The organism is Verrucomicrobium spinosum DSM 4136 = JCM 18804, from assembly GCF_000172155.1.
Lineage (GTDB): Bacteria > Verrucomicrobiota > Verrucomicrobiia > Verrucomicrobiales > Verrucomicrobiaceae > Verrucomicrobium > Verrucomicrobium spinosum.
In genome coordinates this window covers 1,196,886-1,222,438 of the sequence record NZ_ABIZ01000001.1, presented here as the reverse complement: position 1 = coordinate 1,222,438, position 25,553 = coordinate 1,196,886, and the positions used below count along the sequence as shown (strand labels likewise).

The 25,553-nt window shown below is 51.1% G+C and carries 19 protein-coding genes; 12 read left to right on the top strand and 7 right to left on the bottom strand.

What is annotated here, in order from left to right:
• Positions 1-269 precede the first annotated feature (269 nt).
• The 3 genes from VSP_RS04740 (at position 270) to VSP_RS38910 (ending at position 3,729) form a co-directional block, all read left to right on the top strand.
• On the top strand, positions 270-1,484 hold the full coding sequence (locus VSP_RS04740) for a hypothetical protein (RefSeq protein WP_198141314.1): 1,215 nt from the start codon (positions 270-272) through the stop codon (positions 1,482-1,484).
• A gap of 152 nt (positions 1,485-1,636) precedes the next feature.
• On the top strand, positions 1,637-2,059 hold the full coding sequence (locus tag VSP_RS04735) for a hypothetical protein (RefSeq protein ID WP_009959108.1): 423 nt from the start codon (positions 1,637-1,639) through the stop codon (positions 2,057-2,059).
• Between the two features lie 455 nt (positions 2,060-2,514).
• Positions 2,515-3,729: a hypothetical protein gene (locus VSP_RS38910; RefSeq protein ID WP_009959106.1), complete on the top strand. Its 1,215-nt coding sequence runs from the start codon at positions 2,515-2,517 to the stop codon at positions 3,727-3,729.
• Positions 3,730-3,870: 141 nt separating this feature from the next.
• On the opposite strand, the gene VSP_RS41925 is transcribed toward VSP_RS38910, so the two are convergent.
• The 5 genes from VSP_RS41925 to VSP_RS04705 all read right to left on the bottom strand — a co-directional run bounded on the left by VSP_RS41925 (position 3,871) and on the right by VSP_RS04705 (position 10,303).
• The gene (locus VSP_RS41925) at positions 3,871-4,281 is read right to left on the bottom strand and encodes a hypothetical protein (protein WP_157210740.1); all 411 of its coding nucleotides are present in this window, start codon (positions 4,279-4,281) and stop codon (positions 3,871-3,873) included.
• A gap of 780 nt (positions 4,282-5,061) precedes the next feature.
• Positions 5,062-5,850 (bottom strand): HNH endonuclease, encoded by a 789-nt coding sequence (locus tag VSP_RS41920; protein WP_156346124.1) that lies wholly within the window; start codon positions 5,848-5,850, stop codon positions 5,062-5,064.
• An 84-nt stretch (positions 5,851-5,934) separates the two neighbouring features.
• Positions 5,935-7,518 (bottom strand): AAA family ATPase, encoded by a 1,584-nt coding sequence (locus tag VSP_RS04715; RefSeq protein ID WP_009959101.1) that lies wholly within the window; start codon positions 7,516-7,518, stop codon positions 5,935-5,937.
• Positions 7,515-8,450 (bottom strand): endonuclease/exonuclease/phosphatase family protein, encoded by a 936-nt coding sequence (locus tag VSP_RS04710; protein WP_232289545.1) that lies wholly within the window; start codon positions 8,448-8,450, stop codon positions 7,515-7,517. The genes VSP_RS04715 and VSP_RS04710 overlap by 4 nt, the downstream gene beginning before the upstream one ends.
• Positions 8,441-10,303, bottom strand: a complete 1,863-nt coding sequence (locus VSP_RS04705) for an NACHT domain-containing protein (protein WP_009959099.1) — start codon at positions 10,301-10,303, stop codon at positions 8,441-8,443. Before VSP_RS04705 ends, VSP_RS04710 begins: the two co-directional genes overlap by 10 nt.
• A gap of 673 nt (positions 10,304-10,976) precedes the next feature.
• Here VSP_RS04705 and VSP_RS42905 point away from each other — a divergent pair.
• Entirely contained in the window at positions 10,977-11,126 is a 150-nt protein-coding gene (locus VSP_RS42905; protein ID WP_198141313.1) for a hypothetical protein, read from the top strand.
• A gap of 1,981 nt (positions 11,127-13,107) precedes the next feature.
• Here VSP_RS42905 and VSP_RS04690 read toward each other — a convergent pair.
• Both VSP_RS04690 and VSP_RS04685 read right to left on the bottom strand, forming a co-directional pair.
• Positions 13,108-13,788 (bottom strand): hypothetical protein, encoded by a 681-nt coding sequence (locus VSP_RS04690; protein WP_156346122.1) that lies wholly within the window; start codon positions 13,786-13,788, stop codon positions 13,108-13,110.
• 15 nt (positions 13,789-13,803) lie between these two features.
• On the bottom strand, positions 13,804-15,813 hold the full coding sequence (locus VSP_RS04685) for a DUF6973 domain-containing protein (RefSeq protein WP_029190182.1): 2,010 nt from the start codon (positions 15,811-15,813) through the stop codon (positions 13,804-13,806).
• A 616-nt stretch (positions 15,814-16,429) separates the two neighbouring features.
• Here VSP_RS04685 and VSP_RS04680 point away from each other — a divergent pair.
• The 8 genes from VSP_RS04680 to VSP_RS04645 all read left to right on the top strand — a co-directional run bounded on the left by VSP_RS04680 (position 16,430) and on the right by VSP_RS04645 (position 25,543).
• Positions 16,430-17,326: a hypothetical protein gene (locus tag VSP_RS04680; RefSeq protein ID WP_157210738.1), complete on the top strand. Its 897-nt coding sequence runs from the start codon at positions 16,430-16,432 to the stop codon at positions 17,324-17,326.
• A gap of 9 nt (positions 17,327-17,335) precedes the next feature.
• Entirely contained in the window at positions 17,336-18,604 is a 1,269-nt protein-coding gene (locus tag VSP_RS04675) for a TIGR02597 family protein (RefSeq protein WP_009959089.1), read from the top strand.
• A 9-nt stretch (positions 18,605-18,613) separates the two neighbouring features.
• Positions 18,614-19,759, top strand: a complete 1,146-nt coding sequence (locus tag VSP_RS04670; RefSeq protein WP_044133426.1) for a TIGR02597 family protein — start codon at positions 18,614-18,616, stop codon at positions 19,757-19,759.
• Complete coding sequence (locus VSP_RS04665; RefSeq protein WP_081452399.1) at positions 19,756-20,850, top strand: TIGR02597 family protein; 1,095 nt, start codon at positions 19,756-19,758, stop codon at positions 20,848-20,850. The genes VSP_RS04670 and VSP_RS04665 overlap by 4 nt, the downstream gene beginning before the upstream one ends.
• Positions 20,851-20,921: 71 nt before the next feature.
• On the top strand, positions 20,922-22,055 hold the full coding sequence (locus VSP_RS04660) for a TIGR02597 family protein (protein ID WP_009959086.1): 1,134 nt from the start codon (positions 20,922-20,924) through the stop codon (positions 22,053-22,055).
• Between the two features lie 157 nt (positions 22,056-22,212).
• On the top strand, positions 22,213-23,292 hold the full coding sequence (locus VSP_RS04655; RefSeq protein WP_081452398.1) for a TIGR02597 family protein: 1,080 nt from the start codon (positions 22,213-22,215) through the stop codon (positions 23,290-23,292).
• Positions 23,293-23,313: 21 nt separating this feature from the next.
• Complete coding sequence (locus tag VSP_RS04650; protein ID WP_009959083.1) at positions 23,314-24,471, top strand: TIGR02597 family protein; 1,158 nt, start codon at positions 23,314-23,316, stop codon at positions 24,469-24,471.
• Positions 24,472-24,499: 28 nt separating this feature from the next.
• Positions 24,500-25,543 (top strand): hypothetical protein, encoded by a 1,044-nt coding sequence (locus VSP_RS04645; protein WP_009959082.1) that lies wholly within the window; start codon positions 24,500-24,502, stop codon positions 25,541-25,543.
• Positions 25,544-25,553: the final 10 nt, after the last annotated feature.

The following is a 25,553-nucleotide window of genomic DNA, read 5'->3' as shown; positions in this document are numbered from 1 at the left end:
GAAATCGATGCCGATCCAGACTCGGCTCCGATAAACCCGTCTAGGCATTTGCACCTGTATCACCCAGGTGTTGGCTTCCGACCGCACCGCCGCAGGCGATAACGGTCCTGCCTGGCACCGTCATGTTCGGACGGTGCCGGACACCCCTTCAGATTATCCCCACAGATAACCATACGGCCTCCTGTGAGCAGATGCGACAACCCGCCTGCTCTCCATGGCACCTCTCACCAGTCGATCACGGGACGACTGGTCCGTTAGATCGCCTTCTTATGACAAGCATTTCAGAAAATCAAGAGACTCAATCCCAAATGATCACTTCAGTCAATGAGGTGAAACAATTCGTTGGTGAACAGCGAACACCAGTTCTCACCAAATCGCTCCTAGAAGATCAAGTTATACCCACTCCTTCTTCTCATTCATCATTAATTGATCCCCATACAGCAATCTCACTCAATGATCCTGCTTCTGGGTCTCCTTCTGCTCACCTCACTTCAAATAATCCTGTTGTTCTCTCCAGAGTACACCCGCAGGGTTCTTCTCTAATAAATTCAGGTGCAACGCAGAAAATCACTCGCCTCGAACAATTGAACTGGCTCTCAAGAACAGAGCTCACTGACAACCTACATCTCCTCTCCATTGATCAAAAGATGTTCATCAAATCCACTGCCATCAAAGAGAGGGACTACTCCAATGGCTTTGAGAAGGGCAATTATTTTCAAAACATTCTCCCAGTCATTGCATCCAACTGCATGTACTCAGGCAAGATGTCCTATTGTTGTTCACCCAGAAATGGTCCGTGCAACAAATGGGGTCTGTGCAGCAAATGCAGCTTCTTCAAAGGCATGGATTCATACTCCATGTACAGCCCTGGCTTCTCAAGTGCTCACTACTTCTTCCTCACCTGTTCATTTGATGGCGACATTCCATTTGGCGTTACAAACAGCGTGCTTGCTCAGAACTACTGGTCTGCCATCAGAAAATCGATTGCTTCACTCATTAAAAACAATTCCATCGACGGTGCATACATCGTTCATGAAATGAGCATTCAGTCATTCATGCCTCTTCGTGTTCTTCCTCACTCCCACATCATCATCACTGCCACACACTTCAACACCGATCTACAAGCCGAACTCAAAGAACTCATCACATCTCAGCGTGGCGTTGATCTAGAACCTTCCATCAAAGTCGACCTTCTCATGGATCGCTGGGCTCTAAAGCGAACTCTTGTCTACCAAACCAAAGCCATTGACCTCAAGGACCGCTATGAATTCACATGGGACACTGTTGTAAATGGCGATCGATCCAAAGCAATCCTGCTCAATCTTGAAATGAAGACTTTCCTAGACTCCTACTATGCCGCCAAAGCACACTTTCAAATGAGGATTCGCATGGGTGACCTGGACTCAAAGTCGAAGAACTACTCCGGCAAATCTGCAAAAGCGGTCAGAGCAGAACGCAGAAGAAACAGAACACGCCCTCAATAATTCAGAACAGGGCCTCTGATGCGTTGGAATCACCAGTCAGCTGTATCCATACTCGCCACATGCTTCCAACGCACCAGAAGCCATTTATGAATAAATCACCAATCCAGGGTCCCTGGCTCCGCCAAACCCTTCAAATATTCAGTCAGAATCATATGTTATACGGTCCAAATTTCAATTTCGCAAAGTGGCTCAAGCGCCATCACTCGTTTCTCCCAGAAAATTCCTATGCAGCTGCATTCATCCGCGCAGGCCGCTACATAAACGCAGACGAACAGGATTTGGTTTACGTTGATGTCGCAATCTCTGTGGGCAGCATTGCCAGACCACGCATTCTCCGAAAGATCTATTCAACAGATGAACCCGCCCTTCTTCAAGAACTCGGCCGATTGGTCCAAGTTCCCGAGGAATACGAGAACGACATCGACACGATCATCGCGACCCTCAATGACACTCAGCTCTTGGGAGTTGATGTCGAGGTTCGCTTGTACGAGGATGAAGATTTCATTGTTCCCTACGCGGTAATCGAATCAATTTATCCCGCCGGCGAATTGTACACTGACTACTCTGACGAGTAGCCGCCGACCTTCCTCTGCACCAGTGACTTTTTCTGTGCTGAGGAAGATTCAATCACATGCGCATTGGCTCGGAACCCGCCTGCGCACCTCTTGAGTTCATCTGGAACAAGGCAGCACGCAACATCACTTTGTGACGCGCTCGCCTTTGTAGAATGAGCAATGCGACCCTGCTCCAAGCCCCGAAGCAGTGTACTTTCAATTGGCTACTTTGAGATTTTTAAAATGCATCGCTCACAAGAGTCACGGCCACTTGCAATTTCAAGCTCCTCCCTACAGAATCTTCACCTGCTCACCTCGGATACCCTAGACGAAAAAACTCAAAACGCATCAAGGTACCACATCTGACAGGGCACCAGCGATTCCAAATCTGATGCAAACTGTTGCGGACCAGCAAGCACACGGGAGAATACTGCAGCCAACTTGAATCCACACCCTAAACGCCCGATATTCACCCCATGGCCAGAAATCCCTTCGAGCAGCTCCAGGACGTTGTATCGGAACCCAGGCAGGCATTTGAAGATGTCGCCTCACTGATCATCAAGGCGCACACCCCTTCCAGCCGGCGAGTTCGAATTCATCGTGGTGACGGGGGTATTGATGTCTGCAACGGCACCCTCGGAAACGGTGGCATTCTGGACGTATATCAGGTCAAGTACTTTCCAGAAGGTCTTGACGATCCCCAGAAGCACCAGATCAGAGACTCCTACAAGACCGCAGCCAACTGTCCTGACTACAAGCTGAAGGATTGGTACTTGTGCCTCCCCACGCGCCTCAAGAAGGAAGACCTCCGGTGGTTTGATGAGTGGAAGAGTGAACAACCTCACGACATCTACCTCCTGGATGGCGACGATTTGACGGGAATGCTCCATGACGACAGATGCACCATAGCCAGAGCAACCCTCAAACAGTGGGGCGTACGAGGACTGCTTGAAGGAGGTCCAGTTTTACTAGCCGAGGCATTGATCCAGAAGCCGCTCCATACCGATCCTGGCCTCAGTTACCTCATCCTCCTACGCATCCGAAACGACGGAGACAAGTCGGCCAGAGGGCTCACAGTTGTTGTGGAACACAGCGAAACTGGCTGTGTAGCCCGTCAGGAACTGGATCACTGGCACAGAAGCCCAAACGATGGAACCCTCAACCCCAGAAACCTTCGTCTCAGAATACCCCTCAACCCCGGGGAAGCGTCCAACATCATGAGGATCCCCTTGGTCAGTCGGAGCCTTCTACCCTTTACAGTCACTCTCAGATTGACAGCTGAAGACACACCTCCGCGAACACTTTACTGCACGATCACCCAGGAACGGCTCCAGACCGGCGTTACGGGAGAGTTTTCCACCGACGCATCGTGCACTCCACCCGAGACAAACTCGGAAGCCAGATTTCACCCTCCGACATCACCATTTGCCATCGAGTTACTTGATCACATTCTTGCTCACAATGTTGTTGAAGAGCGTGGCTTGACTGTGATTCTTGACGAAAGCCCCACTGGGCCAATGGATACCTGCATCATTCTACGAGCAGTCAGCAGTGGCTCAGCCTACCCCGTCAAGACGAGACTGCTCAATCCCGCAATTGAAGAACTGATCAATCTTGGCTGGTTACTAGATCCCGTAGAAGGCGACTCCGAGCGAATCTACGAACTCAACCCTGAAGCTCCCACGGCCTGAAGCTCGCATCCGTAGGCGAGTTCGACAGTTCCATCTGGAATACACACTGGCACCCAGAGACCAACCGTCTGAAAACAATTCGGCCTCACGTAACCCCTTTTCAAAGGAATCACGTGAGGCCGAACTGTCACTGCTCACCTGTCAGGCAGATCTAGCATCAGGATCCTTCACAAGAACCCCTGACTTTGTCACACGAGCCACCTTGCAGAAAGGTTTCTCATGTTTCGGGTTGCTGATGTGGACGATTTGCACGTCACACTCCTTGCCTTGTAGATGATGCAGGCCCTCTTGTAAGACCTGCCCATCCTCGCCTACCACTTTCACCACCTCGGCTCCCAAGATCTTGTGCAGATCAGGCAGCATTTCTGATGAACCATCCTTGTAGTTCATACCAGCTTGGTAGTTGTAGACTCTGCAGGGGAGAGATGTCAAATCACCGACAATGCGGAACCTTTCACTCCCGTACCTGTCAGCACCGACAGCACCGCTTACGATTTTCATTCTATAGTTCCCCTCGGGGACATCAAAGGAGTTTTCCTTATAGCCTTTCATTTACGTCTTTTATCTTTTTTAAGTATATCATTTCTTTAGGACAACCAACCAAGGCCCGGGCTCGGCATGTTGAGCTTCATCGCTGCTCCTTCACTTCACCCCTGATTGGTCTGATGATGAAGGCGGATTGCTCGATTGATTGTTAATACAAGTTTAACAGTTTCTGCACCTCAACTCAAGACATTCTTGATTCAAGGTGTAGTAGAACGGTCGACTTCACCTCAACATCAATCATCCCCTGTCTCCCAACTCACACATCGGCTGCGCCCACCAACTGGCAACTTGTAGTCTGCCCCCTTCACCGTCACGTTGCTAGTTCAATCAGGCAGTTCCAAAGTATCGAGCAATCAATGACTCTTTTCGAAGGGCAGCAGTGACCAGCAAACTCTTCATCCGGTCAAAGCCTCACTCGAACACAGATGCACGGCAAACAATTGTTCACAGGGGCCTAAATTGTAAAAAGGTCACGCCACCACTAGTCCTTACTAAGGACTAACCCAACACGTCAGAAGGCATCTGTGCACTTTCTCATTAAACACCAGCCACCAAAGTCAACGCCGGCTCTTAAACACCGCCAGATTGGTCTCCCCTGAATCTAGAGACCCCAAGAATGATTTGTTTTGGAATCGACAGGTCTGAGCGATACCAAGCATTCGCAGGTATTCCTCGGCACCTTTTGCAGTGAATGAGCCAGAAATCTTCCGTTGTACAGCTAGATATCGAATCGCTCGCTCAGCAGCGTTGCGGTTCCAAGACTACACCATACGCAAGGGACATCAGCTAGCGATAGGACTTCCACTCATTGAATCCACCATTGCAGAACCAATCAGACTCCGACGCAGCACGATGCATTGCAGCCTGCCAGGAGTTTTTGTGTATTGAATACCAACTTTTAGACACTTCAAGAAGGTGTGCAGACAATGCGGCAGCGCCTCCCTTATCATACACCTTGGCAAAGTGCGCTCGACTCCCAGTGATCTGACTAGCTGCTCGCAGTGAATACAATCGGCCAAGATTGAACGTTTTCATATGGCTCTTCGCTCGTTCCATAACGGATTGATCGCAACACCGTTCGCTAACTATAAACTTGATTACACCTGGGCTACCTTGGAGCACGATGCAATCCAGCCACTCAACTGCTTCAACATCATCATAATAGGGGTGAAAACACTCCTCACTAGAGTTTTGCGGTAATTTGGCTAGCTTTTCCCTCTGACACCATGGGCACGCGGGTACAAGATTGTAAGGTGCCACGCTTAAACTGGGGAACTTAGACTTGGGAAGATGATGATCGAGGGTGGTTGCCACACCAGCATCGCAAAGCGGGCAATCACGATTGAGAACTCGATCAATCAGCGTGTTGTACACACCTCTTCCAGGGCCGTCTTGACCGACCATCCGCACATCGTAAATGGCCATCAACTCCTTTTTCGTAACTGATGCGATGCCTGTGTGCGCTAAGATTCGATGAAGCTGCGCCACACCCGCCAAACGATCATACTCGTCTGCGCACTCCTTAATCCTAGATGCGATACCAACAAGTCGGACTTTGAGATCCTTGTTTTTCACTTTACTGATGCAAAGGTTATAAACAGCAAGGGCGCAAAAAACACCCCCACCTTTCGCCTTCGGTTTCCCAATATATCTCATAATTCAATCATCTTCCAATTCTTCTAAGTACATGCATTTCAACATTGCCCTCGCTTCCCCACCAAGTCGCTCTCCAAACGCTCGAACCGCTTGTCGATAGCTTGCTTTCTCTTTCGCCACATCACTGACTAACGAATAGAAACCAGTACTTGTTATATCCAGCTTGAACACTTCATGCGTCAGCGTGCCGACATTTTCCCCAAACGTCTCTATGGATGGCCTCTTGGACTTCGCGGACTCTCCAACACGGTTGAGTATCCACACACAACTCTTTGGAACTTCTTGAAGAACCACTGGAGAATGCGTTGCAACTATCGCCACCCCATTTTTCTCTAACAGCAGGTGCGATATTGCTCGTATGAATGCTGAAACCAAAGGCGGATGGAGGTGTGCCTCGGGTTCATCGATCAGCACAAGTGTCCGCTCCTCCACCTTCTCAACGAGACGAGTCATCGTGAGAAGAACTATCTTGTGCCCGGAGCTTAATTTCTTATCAAAATAGTCTACGAGTCTGTCTCTGCCAAGCTTTGATTCAAGCTTGAGATCGATCCATTTCGCAACCTGCGCCCTTCGCATAAGAGGCTCGCTTTCCCCCATCATTTGAATAACCTCAAGCCATAGATCCCGTTTCAATTCAGATCCACACTTTTCCAGACTATCAACAAACTCTACCGCGAGCTGTTTTGTATCTTTAGGCAGACCGAAACTAGAACTCCCTTTGAGATCCTCGCGCAGGCCAATATAGGTATACTTTGATTCCGGCGCTTGAGGTTCCACTCGAGGAATGATCTCCCCACTGTCGAAGGCGCTAAATGACACTTTGACCAGATTGCTGAACCCCACGTCATCGTCTTTACTTCCGCCCCACTCAAAACTGCCAGAATCAGATTCATCGTTCACAAACGTTGCAACCATCGAATCAATTAGGGTGGTCTTTCCCACACCATTTCTTCCTATCAATGCATGAACATTGGTTGGCGGCTTTTGGTCAGCTATGACCTCAAATTCCAAATTTTTCCATGCCGCATCCTCATTCTCCGACTTGATGCTAAACTTGAAACTGAAGTCTGTTAATCTTGCGCCCCCTTTTGCAATTCTCCTAAAATGCCTTTCAACCGTTGTGGCAGTAATAGATCGCATTAAAGAGCGTTCCATTACCGCCTCATCTCGCGCAATTTTCCATAGATCGACATCTGCCGCAACGTCTCTCAACGATCGAAGTACTTTTCTTCGAAGCGCGCTGCCTAGGCGGTTTAGATTGTCATAGAAATGATCATCCTGTCCGAGTGAAAAGCAGTCCTCATCGAGGCTTGAGAATCGACGAGGCAATCTTACGCTCCGGCTTTTAGCAGGCAGCGCAACCGATGCATGATGCGCCTTAAGTCCAATTTGCCCTATTTTAGTCTGCCCTACATCATGCTTCTTACCTTCATCATCCACTATTGTAAGGTAAAACTGGGTGCTGTATTGCCCCCAGTCGTCCCATCGGTCCTCCTGTAAGAACCCCAATCCTTTGGCTCCTTTTGGAATTTTCTCTCCTGGTTCCAGCACCTGAAAGAAGAGTTCCCCCTCTAATTTTGCCTTCATTGTTCGCCCGGTTGATAAATATTTTTGGCGGCTCCTTGCAGTAGATCCACCGCCACCGGAAAGTGATCACTCCCTGGTGTGTCTTTCAAAACTGCAGCCACAGGTCGCCCCAGATCCCGTGTGTAGACGTGATCGAAACAGGCATCAGGGTAGCGACCACCTCCAGGAATGGTGATCCTGTCCTTCAGCGGCACCCCTTCGAAAGCCCAAAAGAAGCCCTGTTCTTCCAGCTTCAACAAAGTGCGATCTCCTGCCAAATTAAGCTGCTCCTTTGATGTGTTGAAGTCTCCGGTCACCACGACAGGCTCACCCGCTTTGCATTGGTCCTTAATGTGCCCTAGAAGCTGCTCTACGGCGTCTTCCCTCTTGGATGTGTTCTTGATCGGATCCCCCAGGTTGCTCTTCAGATGGAGCCCATAGACGTGAAGAGGACGACCTTCCACAATCAGCTTCGCATACACATATCCTCTCGGTGCATTGGCCCATCCTCTCTTCCAAGACTCAGCCCACGCACCATCAGCAGGAAATCGGGACATGATCGCAATTTGTTGAAGACCGACTGCACCACCCACCTCGTCTTTGAACCGGCTCACGACATGAACTTGGAAACCTGGCATTAGCTTTGCCAACTTCTCAGCCGAGTCTTGATCCCGAACCTCCTGTAGAACCATGACATCGGCTCGAAACTGGGGAATGACGGCTGCAACCTCAAGGAAGTGCCGATCCTTCTTTCCCTGCGTAGCCGTGGGTTTTCGTCCCGGGAACCATTCAAGGTTCCAAGTCACCAGCCTGACCACCTCTGAGGCGTGACCATTCAGTGGAGCTGAAATAAGGATCAAAAGAAGACCACAAGCTCCTAGCCGGCACCAAGCCCGAAGGTACGCCGGAGTGTCGTTTAGCGAGAGCATCAAAGTAACGCTCTTCATTTCCATAGCTCAGCACTTTCTTTCTCAATAGAGGCTTTCCACGCAAATATCTCATCAGGAAACGTCCAATTTGGGTTGAGAACGATCTCCCCTCTGGCTAGTTGCAAGGAAAACAGGAATTCCTGAAACGCAAGATGGGCAAACTTCAATTCAGTAAGTTGGAGAGGAGAGGTGGTTTTCAGAGGACGCAATAGCGTATTTAGGGCAAGACCCGTGACGTCCTTTATGCTCTTGAGGCTTTCGTCCAAGCTTCTCAAACGTCCAAATCCGATTGTTGGTTTTAGAAAAACTTTCCCTTCACTCTCCCCCCACATGTCCTTCGCAGCGAGCAGCATTGCATTCATTGCTATCTCTTCCGTGAGATCAGCAACCTCCCTCGCGTCCACGATTCCAATCCGCGCCCCAACCCCCGTCCTTGGAGCCATGATATCACGCCGCGTTTTCATCCTAATCCAGCCCAAAAATAGAGCAACACGGCCAGTTTCCTTCACCCCTCCATCTATAACCAAGTCCACAAGCATCTTCAGAAAAAGAGGCCGACGCGGAATATCACCATATAGAGAATGATATCCACCATCCAAGACAAGAGCTTTCAATTCGCTTAATACATCAAGATGAACGCCGCCACCTCTATTTGCCGATACTAGATCAATGTACTCCGCAATCTGTCGATTGTTCCATAGTTCAAGCGTAACAACGTTCCCCCTTCTTCTGCGATGCCCCTGCGGTTTACCGGGCCCTATGCGACCTGTGAACGCGGCTTCAAATTCAAGCCTCCGCCTCTCCCAGAACTCCAGTCTCATCGTGAGAATGATTGCAGCTCTTACAGGTGCCAAGCAGTCAAACAGATATGCAAATCCGTTCGGCAAAGCAAGCAGCTGTGATTCGTCAAGCCCATCCACAATTAGCACTATCGACGAGTCGTTACGTTCCAGGAGGTTTGCAGCAACGGTAGCCAAGATCGACTCTATCCAACGTCCGGCATCCTCAATCTTCTCCAGTACTGCCGCAACAGGCATCAGAGCAAACTGCACCTCTTTCGCCCCGCGTGCTGACGCCGGCAAATTTGCAGCGGGAATGAATAGCACATGCTGCCTATCATCCGACAGGCTGACTTCCAAAGCCACCCTCTCAGCAAGAGTTGTCTTACCGACTCCAAAGTCACCCAGAATTAGATGAAAATGATCACCATTAGATTCTTGCAAGACGTCCAAGGCCCCTCTATTTTTGGGATCTTGAGTATCCTCCACAATGAATTGCGTATGATCGGTAGTAAGCTTCTGTAGTTTGAAGGGAATATAGTCTACGATCTCGCTCTTGATTTCACCGTGGTGACTAATAAGCTGCTCTTTTATCCTATTTCCTGCCACGGACGCCTCTATTTCCAAACGGCGCTCGAGCTCATTGAAGACATTGACAAGCAGGTCATCCAATGACCAGAGTTCTGGTTGGATATCGAGTTCCTGGAGTGGCTCTAGCATGGAGCATACACGGTCTCGAAAGCGCCTATCCCTGTCTCTCCGATTGTATACCATGGTATACCTCAGAGGCTTACAATTGCTCTTCTTCAAGGTGGATATAGACCTTGCACACTGTCGGACCTGAACTTCGCCCAATTCCTCCTCAGCTACGTGGAAACCCTTGCATTGAACAGCCCACCTAGGTCGCTCAGCAACCCCTTCCGTACAGAAATCAATACCTGATGTATCAAATGTTCCCTGCTCTTGCGTAAGATGAATGCCCTCATCAAGCAACTTCAACATCGGCAGGATCGCCCGTGCGAACTCTTGCTTCTCAAGTTGCGCAAGTTCGCTTCGGACTTTCGAAAATCTGGATTTGCTCTTCCAAGAGTTGCTCATGCTCAAAGTTTGTTTGCTGATGCTGCGCCATCAACCCCTGTCCAAGAATTCTCGGAGAATCAACCACCACATTTTTTGCACGCAACACCAGCAGTTGGTCCACATGAACTACCGGATCCGTAGTACCTACAACCTGAGTTGTGGCGCTTCCCTGTGGAACTGATCGTCCACCGTGAAGTCGTCACAGTCTCTACAGTCGGTCTCTCCGAAGCAACCGCTGGAGACAAACGCTGCGCTCCCGATGTGGGCAAAAGAGACTGAATTGGGGCCCCCGAGACTGGTGGTGTCGGCGTACTGGCAAGGACTGGTGCTGGCTTGGGATACTTGAGGTTGAACTCAATCCTGTCGGCCTCTGACAACAAAGTCGGTGAAATCGAAATCACTCCGCTTCCGTGGATCACCTTCAGTTGGCCGTTGGCATCCCAGTTGATCGCGACAGCAGGAAACACTCTTCCATCAACCAGATGCAGATCCTTGGCACCCAGAAAGGAGCAAAACACTAGCAATACGAGTGAGCAGAGGATTGTCTTCATGGGTTGCGATACTGAGAGTGATTTCACTCCAAAGAAGTTGAAGGAGGCACCAGGGCGATGCTCAGTCGACGGTAGAACTGGGTTGGAGACTCAGTCTTACAACGCAGTATGCCAAACTGCTTTTCCCCCACAGTTCCCGTTTGAAGCCATGCTCTTGCCTCCTGGACTTCTGGCATGTCAGGATTGATGCCCACGACATGCTGGTAAAAGTTCCTGGCAAACTCGTCGATCTTTCCTGGGGCCGACAAGACTATTTCTGCGTCTATGTGCTGGAGCTTCTGTTGGGATGATGATCTGAAGGTGACACTGTACTCCCGGTCGGCCTGGGTGCTTCGAGCCATCCAATAGCTAATCCCTCCTTCCGCAACCGCCATCGACCGCACAAAACCCCGCTTCTCCAGTTCCAGCAAGCTGTAGACCTTACTGACGTCAGGCCCCACTTCTGCCTGTTCTGATACCGGGAAAGTTGGAGGACGGAGGGGATCTAGCCCTGCAGGCTCAACTCTTTGCACCTTTGGTTCATGTCGCGGCAAAAGCGCGCTCGTCGATGATGCTACTGACGGATTGGACTGGGTGTTCTCTGGGGCGCACTTCCCGACCATAATCCCGATGAAAAGTAGCAGGAGGACAGAAGAGCCACCTGTCGAACTCTTGCGCGAGCGAGATCTACGCGTGAATCCAAATATTCGGAATGGGTTCTGTGATCGTCTAGCCACGTGACATTCAATGAGATTCCAACTCCCTTATCGACCTCAGCCACCGCAGATTTTACATGCAACGCCGTCCCCTGGACCACACGAGCGCCCCGAACCATAGTAACGGCATCCCGAATTGTGACGTTTCCCTGTAGAGCTGATGGTCCATCTCGATGCAGCAGGTGCCTCTGATGAAGAAACCCCTGAACCGGATCCGGGCGAAAGGCTCCGTATTCCCGTTGCCGGTGAAGGGGTGTACGAAGGTGCTCTCGCAGGAGTAGAGGCTGCCAGAGCATTCCTACGGAGCTTTTCGTTCTCCTGCTGCAACTGACTGACCTTGGCCTCCAGCTCGGCAATTCGTTGCAAGAGCGCCGTAGAGTCCGGTTTGTTGGCCCCTGAGAGTTTCGCCCTGGTCTCTGCAGTCAGCTTTTGCAAATCGAGACGTAGGACCCCGAAATCGCTCATCACAGTGACTTCAGAGGCCGTCACAGACATCACCCTTCCCTTGATCTTACTCCCGTCGTTCAGGAGCAGATCCATCGTCTCTTGGCCAGCGAACCCCGGAAACGCCAGGAGAACTAGGGCCAGGAGAGGTAAGAGGAGGGTTTTCATGACAAGATCCAGATTGAACTCCGGATTTTGGCATGTACAGCCCTAGAATCAAGCCCCTATTTTTTCCAAATGCCCATTATTCCATTGGTTTAAGCAGCACTTGAAATAGCAATGAAGCTTATGAGGACATCTCGGTGAAACCATGACCGCCCTATCGATTGCGAATCCAGCGAAAAAGGATCGGGAAACTAAGTCAGGGCCGCAAAGCGCACCGCACCCAGACAACGACGGGCAAACTCCTCCAACAGTTCCTCACACCTCGTCACTGGAGTGTGCACTCGCCCCAGCCCGTTCTGCCTCAAAAGCAGTGACGTCGCACTCAGAGACGTCATACCTTTTCAAACCTCGACCTCTATGATGGCTGCCACATCACAAGGCACTGGGCGTCACGCTTACCATCCAACTCACAAATGTTGCGAAACCACAATGAGCTCATTGGGCACACAACCAGACCCGCCGCCTTCTTTCTCTAGACGAAGGCTCCTAAGAAACTGAGGACCTTTGCTTACTAACGCAAATCAGACCATAACGCACACGCACCAGCAGGCGGTTGACCAACTTCAACTTTCTCAATGACTACTCAACTCCCACTTCATCCACGGCATGTCTCCACCTGAAAAAGTGCACGCAATTTTATAGCTGTCGTCAAACCACACTTCATATTGATTCAACTGAAGATTTCTCGATATACTCACAGATCGCAAATCTGCACTTGGCCATGACACTAGGTACGTTGCAATTTTGCAATTGCCCCCACCGAAAACTGTCACCTCATAACAGTGTGACGCGACTCCAGGAAGCGCCCTTACCGACCAATTATCACAGATAGCCGGCTTGCGCACCACCTCTAGGGTGATACCATCAAAATCACTTTTAGCGACCACGTCTCCACATCGCCAAGACATATAGAGTCCGAACAAAAGACTCAAGAGGCAAAATAAAATGCCAACCAGATAGCGCCTCTTCACCTCACCCCCTCCGTTTGCTTGACTATTCCTTTCCGTCTCTCAAGAAGTTCTCTTGCCTTCTGAACAACCTCTGGATGCAAGTTATTGACCGACGGCAGAACTTGCTCAGATCTTAAATGAAGAGGGTTATATACAATTATACGAACAACACTATTGGCCTCCATGCTAAATGCCACCAATCCCTTCTCGGAAGACCTATACTCATCAACCTCGACGTCAACTACGTTAAATTCTCCATCTAGTGTAGGAACCCGCTTAGCCCCCCTTTTTTCAAAGCCGGACAAAATCTCTTGGCGCCTTGATTCCGATTGTCCGTCAAGGCTGCTCAATGAGTAGTCGATCGCAACGATTTTGCCCTCTTTTAGTTTAAACAATAGAGCCTTAAGGCCCAGTTGACCTTGAGGTCGGAAAAGAACGGTATTCAATCCGCTTTCTGCATTGTTTTTGGAATCTGGCAAATTGATACCGACTCCAAATACCTTAGCGAATCGATCCTCATCATACCCCTCATCAACCTCCCGCGTCACGGAAGCGAGATCCGCAAACTGGAGCGTAAGAGACGGCTTGTTTTCAGCACCATTGGAACCAACGCCACCCAAAGGTGAAGGATGTTTGGCATCACAAGAACAAAGGGCAGCTATCGCCACAACACTCAACAACATACACTTGTTCGTCATAACCATACCCCTTTGTCATTGAGGATGAATAGGCTCACCATTAGCTTTTCTGGTTGCCCGGAAGCCAGTGAATTCGTTCCCCTTCGAATCCCACACCCAGAGTGTACCATTTCCAAGCCGTGTCAAGAGGTCGGCACGAATTTGAGCCCCGGTAAAGTCTAGAGGATGGATAACAGTAGTGCCTACGAGATTATTGTGGTAGTCCATCGTGCTCTCGAACGGATAGGAACCCTTTAGCTTATTCTCATATTCATGCGCAGTACCTAAAAGTGCAGCCCATGCAGGACCCACCGTCACATCCGAAGCGCACAAAGCCATCCAGCAGCTATGCTTCAAGGCATTTTGTTCGGACTTTAGCAAATGCGAGTTGCTGGCGTCGAGCGACCAACTTCTCGCCACTTCGTTATGCGCCCACGCGTTGACCACTCCCGCAGCCCCCGCTGGACCCGAGTTGACAAGTATACTAGCCCAAGTCAGTTCTGACATTGTTCCAACATCTGGCACATCCAACCAGACTTTGAAGTCGCGCCCGCCAATAGTAATTTTGATTTCCTTTAAACCGGTGCTTGACGACCACTGAAGACGAGGGGTTTCCAACACATCATCAGCAACTGTCTGAGTGGAATCAGGAATAGTCCACTTTACGATCGGTGATGGAAAATCATCCAACAAGGACTGCGGCACATCAACTCGCAACTGCATCCAGTCAGTCTTAGCATCCCCAGTGCGTGTTGCGTAATCGTCGACACTCCAAATACTAATGACATCTCGAATTATCCCACCCTGAGTCATCCAATTCTGATTATTGACCCCTCCCCGCTTCACTTCAATCTTCAGTGGTTTCAGGAAATGATGTGTGACGCGATTGTTGACCGGCTCATCCGCAGACAACTTGACAGATCCTACTCCAGTAGTTCCGCCACTATTTGAGCTCAATTGACCAGGCTCAATCGTCAATAGTTCCGTTGCCACGCTCGTCAGCACTCCGTTTACCTTCGTGTAACGTAGAAACGGAATACTTACCGATGAAAGTCGCTCTTGACGTGGCGCACTCGCCTTCCAGAACAACTTTACTTCAGCAACCCCACCAGACCAGTCTAGATTATCTTGTGTTTGGTAAGAAGTTTCCCAGGTATCACCATTCCAATATGCTCCAAAGGGAGGAGTACCGCCGCCGCTACCCGCTGTTTGGACTGTATATGCCGAGCGAACATCCACTTCGCCATTCGTCTGCCGCCACCCCTCGGTCATGCTATCTAGATCTGCCAATGTAGCCTGAGCGACGGCAAGATCGGTGATAAAAGGTGGCTCACGGTAATCACTATAGAACGCCCCCCCTGATTTGATCGGCTCCAGGTACTCGGTCCAGCCTGAGAATATATTCCACGAACCATTCTCAGAAGGGAATTGATATTCGCTAGAATACATCCAATAGTAATGTTCGATCTGACCACCAGTATCAGTATAAGATGCATTAATCCAACGTGCCTTGATTTCAACATACTCTTCAGAAGAGAGCAAAGTCGGCTGGCTGCCCGGATCTTTCCCATCCGTGTTATTGTTAATTTCTTCATCATCGAACCAACCATCGCCATCAGTATCCTGATTAAACGGATCAGTTCCATTCTCTACTTCAGTCCCATCCGCAACCGAATCACCATCGGCATCATCATTCTCGGGGCTACTATTTACAGATGGCGCAGATGCAAGGCGAAAAAAGAGCCTCTCTTCACTTGAAGTTACAGTTTTTGAAATCGGCATTCCATAGCCTTTCTCCAACACCGGCAAGTACGACCAATTTACCATGTCCGCCGATTTTTGCAGATAATATTTCACCCCCTCCTCTCCCCACCACGATATTACAAACTCCGAGTTCACCGCATCATAAGTAATATTCAGGCCTGAGTTCAAATCTGAAGAGGTCTGAGCCGCCAATTGCCGACAGCAAAGCAACGCGGCGAACACAGTCGACACCAGGATAATTTTGCAACGCCCGATCCGAATGAAATTTATCGCGTCTCTCATAGGTAAACTAAACATACTTTTCTTATCTAGACTAGAGTCTCCAAGCGCACCTTTGGGCTATCGAAATCAAACTTCTCTAACGCAGCTCAATAACACCTAGCCACTCTGAATCTCCCACGCAGGCAAAAACTGCGGCAATTCGAACCAATCCGATCAATGAATGGGTTGGATTATGGTGAAGGGATCAGTATATGCAACAGGAATATTGCAAATTGAAGAAGCCAGCAATACTGCTGGACCCAGCCAGCCTTCCTTTTGCGGCACTCTCAATTCTAATAGGTGCGAAGTCAACACTACTGCAGTCACTCTTTTTATCGAGTTCGCAAGTGACTATTGCATACAAGGTTTTTTGAGACTATGCTGCGTCTCCAGCCACACCATCACCCTATCCAACCGGCCAACCTGCGGGCTTTCCTTTCATAGAGCAACCATGCCTCTTACTACACAAACCGCAATATGCTTGATCGCTGCACTCCTCCTAGTAGGTTCGAATGGTCATGATTGCCACGGTCAGTCGTTTTCCACTCCAATAGGATATACGACTCTGTCGATTCAACCCGCTTGGCAAGTATTGAGCATTTCGTTACCAAAGCCCTCTGTACTTGAGGGGACCATCTTGTCAAGCAACTCGACACCAACCGCTCGTATCGAGACGTCTCTCACGTCATCGTCAACTGTTTCTGCGCTTGTCGTCTCCAAAAAGTACTTCCTTGAAGTTACTGGCCCAGGGATGCCTTCGGAAGCAGAGGACGTCGGCCATCGATTTGAAGTTGATGTGGTCACCACGGTAGCTGCCAACAATGCCACAATCTACTTGGATTCCGGTTCGTCATTGAATACAGGAGCCGTGCCTGACCTAACCGGACTGACGTTCTTGATCCGCCCACACACAACTTTGGCCGATGTGTTTGGAGGAGGCGCCAATCCACCGCGTCTTACGGGTGCTACCTTCATGGAAGACGCAGACGAGGTGCAATTCTACAATGATGCTGGGACACTTGATGCGTATTGGCTATACGTCAATTCATCGGTTTACCAATGGCGCTCCGGCAACGACCCGACTGATCTTTCAGACCATAGCGGCCTCGCCATACCACCAGGAACAGGGATCATAGTCTACCGCCAACCCGCGAACGGGAACCTCGGGCTTGTTCATACCGGTGACGTGCGCACCACGCCATTTCGCATCCCCCTTCGAGCGGGCTATAATTTCTCCGGCAATCCTGCCCCTCTCGACTCTTCACCCTTTCAGCGCAAGATGACTCGCGCGCACGGTTTCAAGGGTGCTGGATCTGGAGACACTGCAGATCAAGTCCATTTCCTGAATGCCGACACAATATGGAGGATGTTCTACTATCGTGCAAATGTTTCGGGATCGGTACAACAGTGGAGACAATATGGGGGCCCGGATCCCATTGACTATATGCATGACCCCTCGTTCTTCAATGACGATACCGCCTGCCTCTATGTTATTCAAGCTCCGCTTCCTGGCTATTGGATTCAGCTTCCCTAGCTCGTCACAATGATCGCTCTTTATACGAGTCTAGCGGGTGCGTTCATCCCGTTTCGCCTGCCTGTGATCCAATACGGCAGAGCTTGGCGCAGCGCACTCCCCATCGCCTTGGCGACGGCGATGGGCTGGTCCAGCATCGTCGCGCAAAGCGTGATCTATCCGATCGGATCAAGAACGGTACAACTGCCAACTAGTACGGACGTCTTCGTTCAGTTGCCATTTCTCCGGAACCCAGAATTTCACGGCACCTGCCAAGGTCTGCAGAACAATGGGTTACATGACCCAGGCGAATCTTTCACTGATCTGAATAGCAACGGCACCTGGGATACGGGCGAGCCCTTCGTCGACACCCACAATGTGCTGCAATTCGACACTGCCGCACCCGCCACAAATAGATTTGTTTATCTGGCCGGTACACAGCCCAATCACTACTACGCACTCATTGCGGACGGTGAAAAAGAAGGCTCAACTTTCCCAGTCACCGCGAACGACGGTCAAACGGTGACCATTAATCTCAACGGCAGTTCGATTCAGGGAAACGTTGGACCAGGGACATCTTTCTGGATTACCCCCTACCACACGTTATCAACGATCTTCCCCAGTCAGGAAGGCGTTCACGCCTCCACCAGTCACTCTATAGCCACCAGAGAAACGCAAGTCCTTATACCGGACACCACCTCCGTGGGCACGGACCTGGCAGCTCTTGACTCCTATTACTACTATTCGGGCACCGCGGGAGCGGGCCCAGGTTGGCGCAAGTCAGGATTCGCCCAGATCATTGCCAACGACACCCCCATCAAACAGGAGTGCTTCATCATCGTAAGGCATCGGGCGAGTTCCGCAGGCACAAAGGTTGTCCTCAGGGGATTCGTCCAGCCTACCCGACTCAGCACCGTGTTAAGGATCTCCGCGACTTCCGATCAGGACAATGCGACAGTATTGCCGTTTGTGACCGATGCCACACTACAGCAACTCGGCATCGTGGAATGCGGCGCCTTCATTCCAAGCGAATCCCACTCCATCACCACCCGTCAAGATCAACTCCTTGTGTGGGACAATACGGTTTCTGGATACAACAAGGCTGCCGACACCAGCTACTACTACTACGGCGGGCTAAACCCACCCGGGCCAGGTTGGCGGCGGTCTGGCGTTGCCAACGTACTGGCCAACAACGAGATCGTCTTAAGCTCGACAAGATGTTTCATCATCCGGAAAAAGGGGGGCACCACGCCATCTCAGATAGTTTGGAGTGTTCGTCCTTCCTATCTTTCGCAGTAGCCCCTCAGAATGAGAGCATTATTTATGAAATCGTGCATGGTCTTTGCTGCAACCGTTTGTCTTCTGTCATGGCAGGGAGGTGCAGTTCTATTTGGCCAGGACTTCAGTAATCCGGTCGGTTTTGTCAAATTTGAATCGCCCGCAAACACGGACATGCGAATCTCCGCACCCGTTCACCGTCCGTCCGTTTATCGAGGCAACGTCACTAATGTGAGCGGCAACGTCCTCACCCTTGCCACTGCCAACTTCACAGCCGGTCAACTGATCTACAACGGAACCAGCCAACTTGACCACTTTTATGTCAGAGTCGCTTCGGGAACTGCGGCTGGCGCTTGGTACTCGATCACTGGCCATACATCGGACACTCTTACAGTGTCTCCCGCCACGACACTAAATCTTTCGGAACGGGGCTTGGCTGCCACTACCGGCATTGACGAAATCCTCATCATCCCCCATTGGACGCTAAACACAATATTCCCAGATCAAGCTGGAATCGTCACCAGCCCGGATCCCTTTGCTCCGTCAGGGACCCGCGTTATGATGATCCCCCCTTCTCTAACAGGACCCAATTTGGGTCCCACAGAAGTATTCATCTATCACGATGGATCAAGTGGGTTCATAGCTGCCGGATGGTACAATGTCGCTAACTTGTTCGTTGGCACATACGACCATGCCCCCTTGGCACCAGATGACCACTTAATCATGCGCAATCGTTCCAGCCAGCTGCAAACGCACTACATCTCGGGTGATGCGCCAAGCACCAAGATTTCAACCGATCTGCTTCGACTCGCAACCACGACAAACGACAATCACGTCATTCAACCCTATCCCGTGCCCCTCACGGTAGATGAACTCGACCTCGTCCAGAATGGCATTTTCACACCTAGCTCGAATCCTTTCGCACCCTTGGGCGACCTGCTTCTAAGATTCCCCAGCCCTCCCCCCACTGGCACCAACCTTACGCCAACAAAAACCTACATGTACTACGATGGCTCGATGGGCTTCCTGCCACAAGGCTGGTACGACATTGGAGCCCCATTTGGCGGGTCCGTCGACACTTCACTCGTGCTGGGGCCAGGCGAAGTCATTGTGATCCGAAGGCCTGCTGGAATCGCACAACTGGATCCGTGGACGCTTGATTTGCCCTACCCATGACTCTGCGCTTCGTCCCCATGCCATCTGCGTTGTTCACAACTAGCTTGTCCATTCTGGCTGCCCTTGCCTGCCTGCCCATACAGGCCCAAGAGTTCACCGGGCCGGTCGGATTTACCAAGACAATCTGTCTCCCCCAGTCGGACGCGTTCTGCTCGCCGTCCTTTAACGATCGCGAAGCATTTATGGGTGTCTTAGGAATCACCACGGCCAGCGGCGGAGCTGCGACAATTTCCCCCTCCGTCCCACCCGTCTGGACGTCGGATCAGTACAAAGACTTCTTTTACGTCCGCATCACTTCAGGGGCGAAGAGCGGCATGTACTACCAAATCTCCGCCAATTCGACAAGTACGCTTACCATCGATCTGGCCGGCGACAACATCACCGGATTGAACGAAGGCGACTCATTCAAGATCTGCAGATTCTGGACACTTGGAACCCAATTCCCTCCGTCCACACAATCCACGATTATTCCTTCTTTAAGCACGGACACCCCAGATCGCCGCTCCGAAGTCCTCTTTGCCAACACCCAGTCCTCCGGCATCAACATTCCACCGGTCGACAAGTACTACCTCGTCGGCAGCTCCTGGCTCAAATCAGATGACGCAACAGCCAGCGTCATGAACGACGTGATCATTCCACCCGACAGCTACATCATCATCCGCCACAATCATCCTGCCATTTCAGCTTCAACGACATTCACTACCGCGGGGACTGTTGATTTCGATGACATGGCGCTCTGCATGCAAACCCTGGCATCGGGATCGCAAGACAATCATCTCTCCCTGGGGCGCCCTGTTGATGTCAAACTTGCAGAGCTGGACCTCGATCCTGTTTCATTTCTCGACAGCCTTGGCAGCTTGGTGACTCAGCGCAGAGATTTACTCTGCGTTTATGACAACACCGTTGCACAGGTGAACCGGGGACCGTCAGCAATGTACTATCGGATGAATGGATCATGGTACATGGTGGGTGGAGGAGCAACCACTTACAACGATGCAGTCCTTCCACACTCCGCTGGTTTCATGGTCCGGAAGTACAAGACGAATGTTGACCAGAGGCAGATTTGGATAAGCAACCCCTACAACGATTGACCAATACCAGCCCGATGAGAAGCCTGGCCGTTTGGCTTCACACATAGAAATCACAAAAAAAGACAGCGATAATGAAGCCAATCCTATTCCTCACCGCAACGATCTGTCTTTCGGCCTGGGTAGAAGGTCCCGCTCTATTTGGCCAGGACTTCAGCAATCCGGTCGGATTTGTAAAATTTGAATCGCCCGCAAACACGGACATGCGAATCTCCGCACCCGTTCACCGTCCGTCCGTTTATCGAGGCAACGTCACTAATGTGAGCGGCAACGTCCTCACCCTTGCCACTGCCAACTTCACAGCCGGTCAACTGATCTACAACGGAACCAGCCAACTTGACCACTTTTATGTCAGAGTCGCTTCGGGAACTGCGGCTGGCGCTTGGTACTCGATCACTGGCCATACATCGGACACTCTTACAGTGTCTCCCGCCACGACACTAAATCTTTCGGAACGGGGCTTGGCTGCCACTACCGGCATTGACGAAATCCTCATCATCCCCCATTGGACGCTAAACACAATATTCCCAGATCAAGCTGGAATCGTCACCAGCCCGGATCCCTTTGCTCCGTCAGGGACCTTTGCCATGATGATCGCCCCTGGTTTGACAGGGAACGACTTGATCCCAACAGAGGTATACATCTACCACGACGGCTCAAGTGGGCTTTTGGACGCTGGGTGGTACGATGTTGCAGACACGTCCCTGGGAACATTCGACAATTCACCCCTTTCTCCCGATGACCACCTGATCATGCGTAACCAGTCCTCCTTTATGCAAACGCACTACATCTCAGGTGATGTCCCTACCACCAAGATTACGACCAACTTACTTCGTCTGGCCACCACTACGAATGACAACCATGTCATTCAGCCCTTTCCTATCCCTCTCACCGTCGAACAACTAAGCCTCGTTGAAAACGCCATTTTCAAACCCAGCCCCAACCTCTTCGCCCCTTTGGGCGATTTACTTCTGAAATTTCCCAGCCCTCCCACAGGCATCGACCTTGCTCCAACGAGGAGCTATATGTACTACGATGGCTCGATGGGCATCCTGCCCGAGGGATGGTATGATATAGGAAATCTGTTTGGCGGGGCCGTCGGCAGCACCCTCACCCTAGAACCCGGCGAGGCATTTGTGATCCGCAGACCTGACGGGATCGCACAACTGGATCCGTGGACGCTTGATTTGCCTTACCCTGTGCCCTAGTTTTTTCTTGGGAAAGATCTTAGAATTGCCGGACCTCTTAGTTTCTTGCTCGCCTCACGAAGCCCCCCAATCTCACCGTATCCACTTTGGGATGGATAAGCGGCTAGCTTAGTTAGTTTCCGCCAGCTAGGGAAATGCATTCCAACACCGCTTAGACATGACGAACCCCACCCTCATTTCCATGTTGGCAGTGGCTGCGTTGACCACTGTTTCGATCAATTGCCCTGCCCAGGAGCTGAGCGCTCCGGTAGGATTCAATAGAGCCACGTGTTTGGCCGGTTCCGATACAATCTGCTCAGTTCCGTTCGATCGGCAACCACAGTTTGAAGGCACACTGAGTGCGTTGACCTCCACTGGCTCAACTGCGACACTGACCCCAGTAGAAGGTGTCTCTTGGGCAACTGACCAGTTCAGAGACAACTCTTTCATCAGAATTAGGAGTGGTCCCATGAACGGGACCTACTTCCAAATCACGGGCAATTCCAACGGTCAACTAACCATCGACCTTGCTGGAATGGACGGTAGCAGCCTCTCCGAGGGCACTCGATTCAAGATCTGCAAGTTCTGGACGCTTGATTCACTGTTCCCGCCTTCCACGCAGTCCACCATCATCCCTTCCACTGGAAACCTCCTCGCCCAGCGAAGAACGGAACTATTGCTACCTGACAACACCTCACCGGGATACAACCTGCCGCCTGCCGCAATTTACTATCTCTACGGCACCACAGAATGGCGCCGCTCGGCGTCAGGCTTCCCCCAAGCCGGTTCCACCATCCTCTGGCCGGACACCTACTTTATCATCAAACACGGGCACGCAAGCATCACGACTGACACTCAGCTCATCACTACCGGTCATGTGGAGCTGGGGTCGCTGACCTCCCCTCTTGCAGTATTGACCACTGATCGCCAAGACAACTTCGTCACCCACGGACGACCGGTACCAATGCCCCTCTCCAAACTCGGTCTTGACGAATCCACATTTCAAAGCAGCAGCAGCATTTTGCTTCCCCACAGAAGAGATGAACTGTATGTGTATGACAATCTCATACCCCAGCTAAATAAGCCTCCCTCTTTCATCTATTACAAAGTGGGCAGCGACTGGAGAAGCGCCAGTTCGGGCTCCCCTGTTTCAAACCACGTGCTCATACCGCCCGGCTCAGGGTTTATCATCCGCAAATACCCTATTGCATCGCCCTCCTCCATTTTATGGAGAAACGATCTTCCTGGCCAGAATTAACCTCAATGGCTTCCCCCTTCTATGACTGCAAAGACATTGTCTGGTGCCGTTGCCCTTAGCGTTCTCACCCTGTTGTGTTCGATCAAAGTAGAAGCCCAGGTTTTCAGCGAACCTGTGGGATTCAACCGTGTGACGGCGCTAGGATCCTCTGACACCCGGTTCAGCGTGCCTTTTCACCGTCCAGTCTTGTTTCAGTGCGCAGTACATTCGGTCTCTGGATCGGTTCTGACTGTGCAAGGGGAGCCGCTCTGGGCCTCCAGTCAGTTCCTTTATGCTCAAGGAACTCAGCCCAACACCTACTACGTCTCCTTCACCTCTGGGTCACGCGCCGGGACGTACTACACCGTCACCGCCAACACCGCTGCCGTCGGCAACAACACCGCTACTATCACCATTGATCTCAGCGGAGATGTAATCGACGATCCGGAGGGGGTTCAACCGGGCGACACCTTCAAGGTGATCCCCTACTGGACGCTTTCGAGCCTGTTCCCAGGACAGCAGGGAATCAGTGGCACGACGAGTGCTGGAGGTTCAGGTGCTGCGACCAAACTGCTCTTTCAGAACGTCTCATTGCCAGGAATCAATTTTTCACCGGTTGCAATGTACTTTTACTACACTGGCGCAGGTGGATTCGGCCCCAACTGGCGCTTGATTGGGGGAGGGCCTGCGATCAACAATGACACTGTGTTCCTCGTTGATAGTCATCTGGTCTTTCGTCAGGACAACACCATTCCGACTACTACCGTTTTCACATATGGAACGGTGCCGCTGGGTGTTCGAAGGTACCCCATAGGCACCCTTCAGGCCAACACGCCCCAAGACGTCTACATGGCACTGGACGTTCCCGTTGCCATGACGCTTTGGAATTCCCGGCTCTATCAAAGCGGAGCATTTACGGGATCCGGAGACATCGATGGAACCACAGGTGACAAAATCTCCTTTTACGACAACGGTGTAGCTTCCATAAATAAGACTGCAGCATTTCGCTTTTTTTACTATGAAGGATCAGCCCATGGAGGGCCCGGTTGGCGACTGTTGGGCGGAGATCCGGACGCTATCCAGAATGATGTTGAGATGTTCCAGCCCAGTTCAGGATTCATCATTCGCAAGCAAGCAGAGGCAGTCCCAACGACCAAATTTTGGACAGTCATCCCCCCCTATTCACCGGGGCAACATTGAGAGCAGACCCCCTTCTTCAAAGCCTCACATGAGCACTCTCCCGTTCAGAGTCATCGCAGCAACCATTCTGGCAAGCGCTTGTTGGCCCTTGCAGCTTGGGGCAGCACCTGACACTTCAAAAGCCGTTGGCTTTCAGGAAATCGCCATCCATCCTGGGCAACTCAACTTGCTGGGAGTCAACTTCCTCCGCCCTTTATTGGCCTCCGGAGCAATCGACAACATCGCCACCACAGTTCTCACTGACAACGACGCAAATTTCACTGCCAAGCTCGCGGGACATTCAAACCTTTGGGTTGAGATTTCGAATGGCCCAGGTTCAGGGGCTTCAAGCCGGATTGCTTCATTCACCAATTCAACGATTACCACAGAAGAAGATCTGGCCGGTTTCGCCACCAATCAGGCCACCTATCAGATCAGAGAAGCACATACCGTTTCCACTGTTTTCGGCATCGACAACAACATCGCCCGGAACACTGACCCTAGCAGCAATGAGGTCGGCCTGCTTCCCGGGAATGTGTCGACCGCAGACATAATCTGGATCCCCACGTCCGGAGGATTCATTAAAGTCTACTACGCTGTCACCGCGCCTCCATTCACTACAGCCGGGTGGAAGAACACTGCGGCAGGCAATGCTGATGCTTCGAACACTCCCATCTATCACACCGAGGCCATTTTTGTCGAAAGGCGAGGGAGCACATCATTGAACCTAAAGTCCGCTGGGAGCGTCAAGACCGGCCCCGCAATTCTTGGAATTACCACCGGCATGAACTTCCTCAATCGTGTTTTCCCTTTTGGAGTATCCCTCCAAGATTCGGGTCTGGGAGATTATCTGACCCACGGCAACGCATCCACCGCCGATATCGTCTGGATGCCCAATGGCAGCGGTAACTATGACAAATATTACTACGCCCTTCCTGCGCCACCTTTCACGACTGCAGGCTGGAAGTCGAGCAACACAGGGAATCTGGACAAAGGTGGCGCAATACTCACTACAGGCTTCATCCTGGAGCGCAAAGGCGGAGCTGCGAATGTTCTCTTGATCTCCAAACTGCCCGGGGAGGACAGTGAGTGAATTCACTACC

Coding starts and splice junctions, on each gene's coding strand:
- VSP_RS04740 (WP_198141314.1), top strand. CDS start 270: ATGACAAGCATTTCAGAAAATCAAGAGACTCAATCCCAAATGATCACT.
- VSP_RS04735 (WP_009959108.1), top strand. CDS start 1,637: ATGTTATACGGTCCAAATTTCAATTTCGCAAAGTGGCTCAAGCGCCAT.
- VSP_RS38910 (WP_009959106.1), top strand. CDS start 2,515: ATGGCCAGAAATCCCTTCGAGCAGCTCCAGGACGTTGTATCGGAACCC.
- VSP_RS41925 (WP_157210740.1), bottom strand. CDS start 4,281: ATGAAAGGCTATAAGGAAAACTCCTTTGATGTCCCCGAGGGGAACTAT.
- VSP_RS04715 (WP_009959101.1), bottom strand. CDS start 7,518: ATGAAGGCAAAATTAGAGGGGGAACTCTTCTTTCAGGTGCTGGAACCA.
- VSP_RS04710 (WP_232289545.1), bottom strand. CDS start 8,450: ATGGAAATGAAGAGCGTTACTTTGATGCTCTCGCTAAACGACACTCCG.
- VSP_RS04705 (WP_009959099.1), bottom strand. CDS start 10,303: ATGAGCAACTCTTGGAAGAGCAAATCCAGATTTTCGAAAGTCCGAAGC.
- VSP_RS04690 (WP_156346122.1), bottom strand. CDS start 13,788: ATGACGAACAAGTGTATGTTGTTGAGTGTTGTGGCGATAGCTGCCCTT.
- VSP_RS04685 (WP_029190182.1), bottom strand. CDS start 15,813: ATGAGAGACGCGATAAATTTCATTCGGATCGGGCGTTGCAAAATTATC.
- VSP_RS04675 (WP_009959089.1), top strand. CDS start 17,336: ATGATCGCTCTTTATACGAGTCTAGCGGGTGCGTTCATCCCGTTTCGC.
- VSP_RS04670 (WP_044133426.1), top strand. CDS start 18,614: ATGAGAGCATTATTTATGAAATCGTGCATGGTCTTTGCTGCAACCGTT.
- VSP_RS04665 (WP_081452399.1), top strand. CDS start 19,756: ATGACTCTGCGCTTCGTCCCCATGCCATCTGCGTTGTTCACAACTAGC.
- VSP_RS04660 (WP_009959086.1), top strand. CDS start 20,922: ATGAAGCCAATCCTATTCCTCACCGCAACGATCTGTCTTTCGGCCTGG.
- VSP_RS04655 (WP_081452398.1), top strand. CDS start 22,213: ATGACGAACCCCACCCTCATTTCCATGTTGGCAGTGGCTGCGTTGACC.
- VSP_RS04650 (WP_009959083.1), top strand. CDS start 23,314: ATGACTGCAAAGACATTGTCTGGTGCCGTTGCCCTTAGCGTTCTCACC.
- VSP_RS04645 (WP_009959082.1), top strand. CDS start 24,500: ATGAGCACTCTCCCGTTCAGAGTCATCGCAGCAACCATTCTGGCAAGC.